The 7,175-nt window shown below is 60.2% G+C and carries 6 protein-coding genes; 3 read left to right on the top strand and 3 right to left on the bottom strand.

Annotation, left to right across the window (positions count from 1 at the left end; genetic code table 11):
- Positions 1-184 precede the first annotated feature (184 nt).
- Positions 185-1,678 carry a CoA-acylating methylmalonate-semialdehyde dehydrogenase gene (locus ACP691_RS15295; protein WP_426150241.1) on the bottom strand — a complete coding sequence of 498 codons (1,494 nt, stop codon included), beginning with the start codon at positions 1,676-1,678 and terminating at the stop codon, positions 185-187.
- A gap of 15 nt (positions 1,679-1,693) precedes the next feature.
- Positions 1,694-3,040 (bottom strand): aspartate aminotransferase family protein, encoded by a 1,347-nt coding sequence (locus ACP691_RS15290; RefSeq protein ID WP_426150243.1) that lies wholly within the window; start codon positions 3,038-3,040, stop codon positions 1,694-1,696.
- A gap of 111 nt (positions 3,041-3,151) precedes the next feature.
- Here ACP691_RS15290 and ACP691_RS15285 point away from each other — a divergent pair, with 111 nt between their 5' ends.
- The 3 genes from ACP691_RS15285 (at position 3,152) to ACP691_RS15275 (ending at position 6,022) form a co-directional block, all read left to right on the top strand.
- Positions 3,152-4,066 carry a LysR family transcriptional regulator gene (locus tag ACP691_RS15285; protein WP_426150245.1) on the top strand — a complete coding sequence of 305 codons (915 nt, stop codon included), beginning with the start codon at positions 3,152-3,154 and terminating at the stop codon, positions 4,064-4,066.
- 373 nt (positions 4,067-4,439) lie between these two features.
- Entirely contained in the window at positions 4,440-5,027 is a 588-nt protein-coding gene (locus ACP691_RS15280) for an IMPACT family protein (RefSeq protein ID WP_426150247.1), read from the top strand.
- A 317-nt stretch (positions 5,028-5,344) separates the two neighbouring features.
- Positions 5,345-6,022 carry an SDR family oxidoreductase gene (locus ACP691_RS15275; protein ID WP_426150249.1) on the top strand — a complete coding sequence of 226 codons (678 nt, stop codon included), beginning with the start codon at positions 5,345-5,347 and terminating at the stop codon, positions 6,020-6,022.
- A 2-nt stretch (positions 6,023-6,024) separates the two neighbouring features.
- On the opposite strand, the gene ACP691_RS15270 is transcribed toward ACP691_RS15275, so the two are convergent.
- Positions 6,025-7,116: a calcium:proton antiporter gene (locus tag ACP691_RS15270; protein WP_426150251.1), complete on the bottom strand. Its 1,092-nt coding sequence runs from the start codon at positions 7,114-7,116 to the stop codon at positions 6,025-6,027.
- Positions 7,117-7,175: the final 59 nt, after the last annotated feature.

Below are 7,175 nucleotides of genomic sequence, written 5' to 3'. Positions count from 1 at the left end.
ACCTTTTTCACCGCGTTCGATCCGGAGATCGAAGCCACTTCCTGCTTACCTGAACCGCTAACTCGTTGATTATCAAGAAGTTTGCCGTTCCGTTGTCGCTGGAAGTGGGGCGCATTATAAGGGGTTTCGAAAGGCCGTCAACACTTTTGTTTCAGTAATATTAACGGCCATTGCCAACGCTGCTTTAAAGGCTCGGGAAGGCGAACTGCGATGCCTCGTGACTCGCCCGTTGAGGCCAGCGCTGGGTGATAGCCTTGCGCCGTGTATAGAAGCGCACGCCATCAGGTCCATAGGCATGCAGGTCTCCGAACAGCGATCGCTTCCACCCACCGAAGCTGTGGTAGGCCACTGGGACTGGCAGAGGTACGTTGACCCCGACCATGCCGACTTCGATCTCGTCACAGAACAGCCTGGCCGCTTCGCCGTCACGAGTGAAGATGCAGGTGCCGTTGCCGTACTCGTGCTCATTGATCAACTGCATGGCTTCTTCAAGGCTGTTGACGCGAACGACGCACAATACCGGGCCAAAAATTTCTTCCTTATAGATGCGCATATCTGGCGTGACCCGGTCGAACAGGCACCCCCCGAGGAAGAACCCGTTCTCGTTTCCACCTACGCTCAGGTTACGACCGTCGACTACCAACTGCGCCCCCGCAGCCACACCGTCATCGACGTAGCCGCGTACCTTGTCACGGTGCTGAGCTGTAACCAGAGGTCCCATGTCCAGGCCGCAGCTGGTGCCGGCGCCGATCTTCAGGGCCTTGATCTGCGGCGTGAGACGAGCCACCAAGGCATCGGCCACCTGGTCGCCCACGCACACGGCAACGGAGATCGCCATGCAGCGCTCACCACAGGAACCATAGGCAGCGCCCATGAGCGCGCTGACCGCATTGTCCAGGTCAGCATCGGGCATCAGCACCGCATGGTTCTTGGCACCACCCAGTGCCTGTACCCGCTTGCCGCGCGCGGCGCCTTCCTTGTAGATGTATTCAGCAATGGGCGTAGATCCTACAAAGCTGATCGCCTTTACATCCGGCGCCTCGATCAAGGCGTCCACCGCCACCTTGTCGCCGTGCACCACACTCATTACGCCGGCCGGCAGCCCTGCTTCCTGAAGCAGCTGGGCAATGAACAAGGTTGAGCTTGGGTCCCGCTCCGACGGTTTGAGGATGAAGCAGTTTCCGCAGACGATGGCCAGCGGGTACATCCACAGTGGCACCATGGCCGGGAAGTTGAAGGGCGTGATCCCGGCGACGATGCCTAGCGGCTGGAAGTCTGACCACCCATCGATGTTCGGGCCGACGTTGCGGCTGTATTCGCCCTTGAGCAACTCGGGGGCGGCACAGGCGAATTCGACGTTCTCGATCCCGCGCTTGAGCTCGCCTGCCGCATCTTCCAACGTTTTGCCATGTTCCTGGCTGATCAACTCAGCGATCTTGCTTTCGTTTTGTTCCAGCAACTGCTTGAAGCGGAACATCACCTGGGCGCGCTTGGCCGCCGGGGTACGGCGCCACGCCGGGAAGGCCGCCTTGGCCGCCTCTATGGCCCGCTGCACCGTAGCCACGTCAGCCAGTTGCACCCGCCCTGTTACTTCGCCCGTGGACGGGTTGAACACATCGGCGGTACGGTCGCCCGCCGTAACCAGGTCCCCATTGATCAGGTGTTGAATGCTGCCCATTGCATGCTCCAATTATCAGTTGATCTGGTTAAGGACTTCGCCGACAGCGTCGAACAAACGGTCCATTTCTTCGGGGGTGGCGTTGAAGCTAGGGCCAAACTGCAGCGTGTCGCCGCCGTACCGCACATAGAACCCTTTCTGCCATAGCTTCATGGCGGCTTCGAAAGGCCTGACGATGGCATCCCCGTCACGTGGCGCCAGCTGAATGGCACCCGCCAGGCCGAAGTTACGCAGGTCCACGATGTGGGATGCACCCTTGAGCCCGTGCAGAGCGGCTTCGAAGGCCGGTGACAGTTGCGCGGCGCTTTGCACCAGGTTTTCCTTGAGCAGCAGATCCAGCGCGGCAATGCCCGCGGCGCAAGCCACCGGATGTGCGGAGTAGGTATAGCCATGGGGGAATTCCACGGCGTACTCGGGGGTCGGCTGCGCCATGAACGTCTGGTAGATCTCGCTGCGCGCGATCACGGCCCCCATGGGAATCGCGCCATTGGTGAGCTGCTTGGCCACGCACATCAGGTCGGGGATCACATCGAAGGTTGTCGCTCCGAACAAGCTTCCGGTGCGCCCGAAGCCAGTGATCACTTCGTCGAAGATCAACAGAATGTTGTGTTGGTCGCAGATCTCGCGCAGCCGCTTGAGATAGCCCTTCGGCGGAGGCAATACCCCGGCCGAGCCGGCCATGGGTTCGACGATCACCGCGCCGATGTTGGAGGCGTCATGAAGCTCGATAAGCCGAAGCAGGTCATCCGCCAGCGCCACGCCACCCTCTTGCGGGAGGCCGCGAGAATAGGCATTGGCCGCCAGTAGCGTATGAGGCAGATGGTCGACATCCAGCAACTGGCCGAATAGCTTACGGTTGCCGTTCACACCGCCAAGGCTGGTACCGGCGATGTTCACCCCGTGATAGCCACGGGCACGGCCGATGAGCTTGGTCTTGGTGGCCTGGCCTTTAAGGCGCCAGTAAGCACGTACCATCTTCACGGCTGTATCGGCGCACTCGGAACCCGAGTTCGTATAGAACACATGGTTGAGATCGCCCGGGGTCAACTCGACGATTTTTTCGGCCAGCTGGAAAGACAGCGGATGGCCATATTGGAACGCTGGAGAATAGTCCAGCACTCCTAGCTGGCGTGCCACCGCTTCCTGGATTTCCTTGCGCGTATGGCCAGCGCCGCAGGTCCACAAACCGGACAGGCTGTCATACACCTGACGCCCACGGTCGTCGGTCAGGTAACGTCCCTGAGCCGCCACGATCAGCCGTGGGTCGCGCTGGAAGTTCCGGTTGGCCGTATAGGGCATCCAATGCGCGTCCAGTTTGAGCTGGCTCGCCAGTCCCACGGGTGCATTCTCCGGCATGTTCATCTGAGGCCTCTCTTGTATGACAGCGGGTTGCTGGATTGCCGCTAAGTTCGCATGGGGATAAAGTCGGTAAAACCTGGTTTTTCCTATCTTCAAGAAGAGCGCCGCTAAACAATGAGCCGCCGTGACCCTGTTGCCCAAGTCAGCGATTTCGATATCCGGTTGTTGCGCATCTTTCGCAGCGTCGTGGAATGCGGCGGCTTTTCCGCAGCCGAGAACGTCCTTGGCATAGGCCGCTCCGCGATCAGCCAGCAAATGAGTGATCTGGAACAGCGCCTAGGCCTGCGGCTGTGCCAACGAGGCCGGGCCGGCTTTTCCTTGACGGAAGAAGGTCGCCAGGTCTATCAATCCGCGCTGCAGTTGCTCGGAGCACTGGAAAACTTTCGTACGGAAGTCAACGGGCTGCACCAGCATCTGCGGGGCGAGTTGAATATCGGGCTGACGGACAATCTCGTCACCCTCCCCCATATGCGCATTACCCACGCCCTGGCTCAACTTAAGGAGCGCGGCCCGGAGGTACGGGTCAATATCCGGATGATCGCGCCCAGCCAGGTGGAACAGGGTGTGCTCGACGGGAGCCTGCATGTGGGTGTGGTGCCCCAAGCCAGCGCCCTGCCCGGGCTGGAATATCAGCCGCTATACAGTGAGCGCTCTTCACTGTACTGCGCGGTCGGCCATCCACTGTTCTATGTCGATGATGCTACCCTTGACGACCACAGGCTCAACGCCCAGGAAGCCATAGCACCAACCTTCCGCCTGCCGGGAGAGATCCAGGCCCACTATCAAGCGCTCAAGTGCAGCGCCAGCGCCTCGGACCGGGAAGGTATGGCTTTCCTCATACTCACGGGCCGATATATCGGCTACTTGCCTGATCATTATGCTCATACCTGGGTACAGGAAGGCCGTCTGCGTGCCCTCAAGGCGCGCCAACGCTTCTATGATCTGAGTCTATCGTGGGTCACCCGCAAGGGGCGACGTCCGCATCTGGTGCTCGAAAGCTTCCTCGAACAGTTGGCTGCGACTCGTTGAACGCTTACGGCCCTCTTCGAACCCGAGCCGACGAGTACACGCACCGAGCCAAAGTACATACAGGCTTGTTTGTTACTCATGTGTGCGCTATCAACGCAGCTCTGTGCCGCATCGATCATCTCGGAAAAGCCATGCCCTTGCCCGCCCCCATCCACTTCGCCCAGCCGAACGGCAAAGCTGCCGACCGCATTCGTCACAAAAATGAAAGGGCCACCCTTCGGATTGTCGAAGATGAATCAGCCAGCCGGATTTGCCGAGGCACAGATAAAGGTCGATCGACCCGCACCGATTTCGGCACAGCGGCGGACAATCTGGCTCGTATCATAAAGACTGGTTGCGGTATCGCCCCAGCCGTCACCGCGGAGGGCGCGCGGTGAGCCTTTCTACATTGGAAGCGCTTTGGGTGTTCAGCGAGGAAATCCGCAAAAGCCGGTTCCGCGCCATTGCGGGCCCCATTGATAGCCCGGATCAAGCCCAAGCCTTTCTGCGCGCCCATGCGGATCTCCAGGCGACCCACAACTGCTGGGCGTGGAAGCTGGGTCTGCAATATCGCAGCAGCGATGATGGCGAGCCCGGCGGTACGGCGGGGCGGCCCATCCTGGCCGCGATCGAAACCCAAGGGTACGACCGGGTCATGGTCATCGTTACGCGCTGGTATGGCGGCATCCAGCTAGGTACTGGCGGGCTGGCACGAGCATACGGAGGGTGCGCCAACAAGTGCCTGCAACAGGCACCCAAGCTTCCCCTCGTAGTGCGGACGCCGGCCCGATGTAACTGTGCGTTCAATGAACTGGCTCTGGTGCGCCTGCGCGTGGCCGAGGCCGGCGGAGAAATCATTGGCGAACGCTTCGATGCCAATGGCGTGGACCTGGAGCTGGCCTTGCCTCCATCCGGTTTCAGTCAACTCGCCGATCAGCTTGCACAATTGAGTCGTGGACGAATCACTCTACTGGCCGCTTGAATTGTGCACATTCGGTGTGTGCCCGCTTGTGGATAAGCTTTGGGCATGTGCCTGGGACCCAGCAACGGCAAGGGCTGCCCACCACTGATCGAATTTTAACCAGTCCTTGCCGGGACTCAGCCGCGGCGAATGGAGCCTGATGCGCCCCTGGGTTTCACACATTTTGTGTGAGCGGGCCTGTGGATAACCCGTGGGCGAAGCGTCCCAGCCCAACTGGCGCGCGGCTTGGAAGCGACTGATCATTTTCTGACCAGGCTCGATGGCATGTCTTTCCCGGTTCGGTAGACTGTCATTGGCATTCACAAAGGAGCCTCTCGATGACAACCACTAGACGAGCATTGGTGATCGGCGCTAACCGGGGGCTGGGGCTTGGACTGGTCCAACAGCTCAATCAAGAGGGTTGGCAAGTAGCAGCCACCACACGAGGCGAGCCCCCCGTAGCGCTGAAGCAGGCTGCCAGCACTCTTTACGCCCTTGAGATGAATGATCTGGGTAGCATCGAGGCCCTGGCTGGACAGTTGGCTGGCCAGCGATTCGACCTCGTGTTCGTGAATGCTGGCGTAATGGGCCCTACCCGGGATCTGGACGCGGCAACCGCCGAGGATATCAGCCAACTCTTTACTACCAACGTGCTCTCGCCGATTCGCCTCGCACAACGGCTGGTCAGCCTGGTGCAGAAAAACACGGGCGTGCTGGCATTCATGAGTTCGACACTGGGCACCGTGGCTTCGCCAGACGCTCCTGAGATTCCTCTCTACAAAGCAAGCAAAGCTGCGCTCAACTCCATGGTCAATACCTTCGCCTCGACACTGCCCCAGCCACGACCGACCATCCTATGCATGCACCCTGGCTGGGTGCGCACCGACATGGGCGGCCCGAATGCCGAAATCGATGTGGTCACGAGCGCACAGGGAATGGTACGCCAAGTGACTGAATTCGCAGGTCGCGGCGGCTTGCACTTCATCGACTACCGCGGCCGCCAGTTGCCCTGGTGAGGCTATAGCCCTAGCAGGGAAAGCATGATGAAGGTAGCGAACAGTACAAAGTGCGTCATGCCTTCGATGGCGTTGGTTTGCCCGTCGTTGAGATTGATCGCGCACACCAACAGCGTAATCACGGCCATGACCGTCTGCACGGGGGTCATGGCCATCTGCAGGGGCTGCCCCATGTAAATGGCCATCGCTTCCATTACCGGAACAGTCAGGATGACCGTCGACAGCGAAGCACCCAGGGCAATGTTCACCACAGACTGCATTCGGTTCGCCAAGGCGGCGCGCAAGGCCGTGAGGATCTCCGGCGAGGCGGAGATGGCCGCCACCAGGATGGCGGACAGCACCGGCGGGGCGCCGCTACCCTCCAGGCCAACATCCATGGCCTTGGACATGACTTCAGCCAGGGCTCCGATCACCACCACGCCCAATACCAGCACGCCTATGGACAGTGTCGTACTCACTGGTGCTTCGTGGGCCTCGCTAGGCTCGCTGCGACGCTTCTTCTCCGGGTAGCTGTAGCTGAAGAAATAGCTGTGCGGCCCGACCTGCATGCGCAGGAAAAGACTGTACAACACCAGCATCGCGCCTATGGTGAATGCCGAGTACAGAGCCCAGCGCCCTTCGGGAATGAACTCGGGAACCACCATCGATACGCCCATGGCGGTGAGAATCATCACGCTATAGGTGCGCGCCGAGTCGTCGTTGTAGCTCTGCTCGCCATGCTTGAGCCCCCCCATCAGCGCCGCCAGGCCAAGAATCCCATTGATGTCCAGCATTACCGCCGAGTAGATCGTGTCCCGGACCAGGGTTGGTGAGGGGGCGTTACTGATCATGATGGCAAGGATGACCACCTCCACCAGCACAGCGGACAAGGTGAGGATCATGGTGCCGTAGGGGTCACCGACCTTTTCCGCCAGCAGCTCGGCGTGATGGGCTACCCGCATCGAGGCCAGGATAATGGCCACTACCAACAAAACAGCGCAGATCAACGCCCTCGCCTGCCCGCCATGCACCATCAGCGGTTCCAGAGGGTAGGCCGCGACGGCCGCCACCAGCGCCAGTAGCAGGTACTTTTCTTCGACTATCCGCTTGATCATGCGCCTCTTTCTCACTGCGGGGGTGAGTAGTACTGACTCCGCCAACGCCCCGATGGTTT

It is taken from the genome of Pseudomonas sp. DC3200b2, from assembly GCF_049895785.1.
Lineage (GTDB): Bacteria > Pseudomonadota > Gammaproteobacteria > Pseudomonadales > Pseudomonadaceae > Aquipseudomonas > Aquipseudomonas massiliensis.
This window is presented reverse-complemented; position numbering and strand designations above follow the sequence as displayed.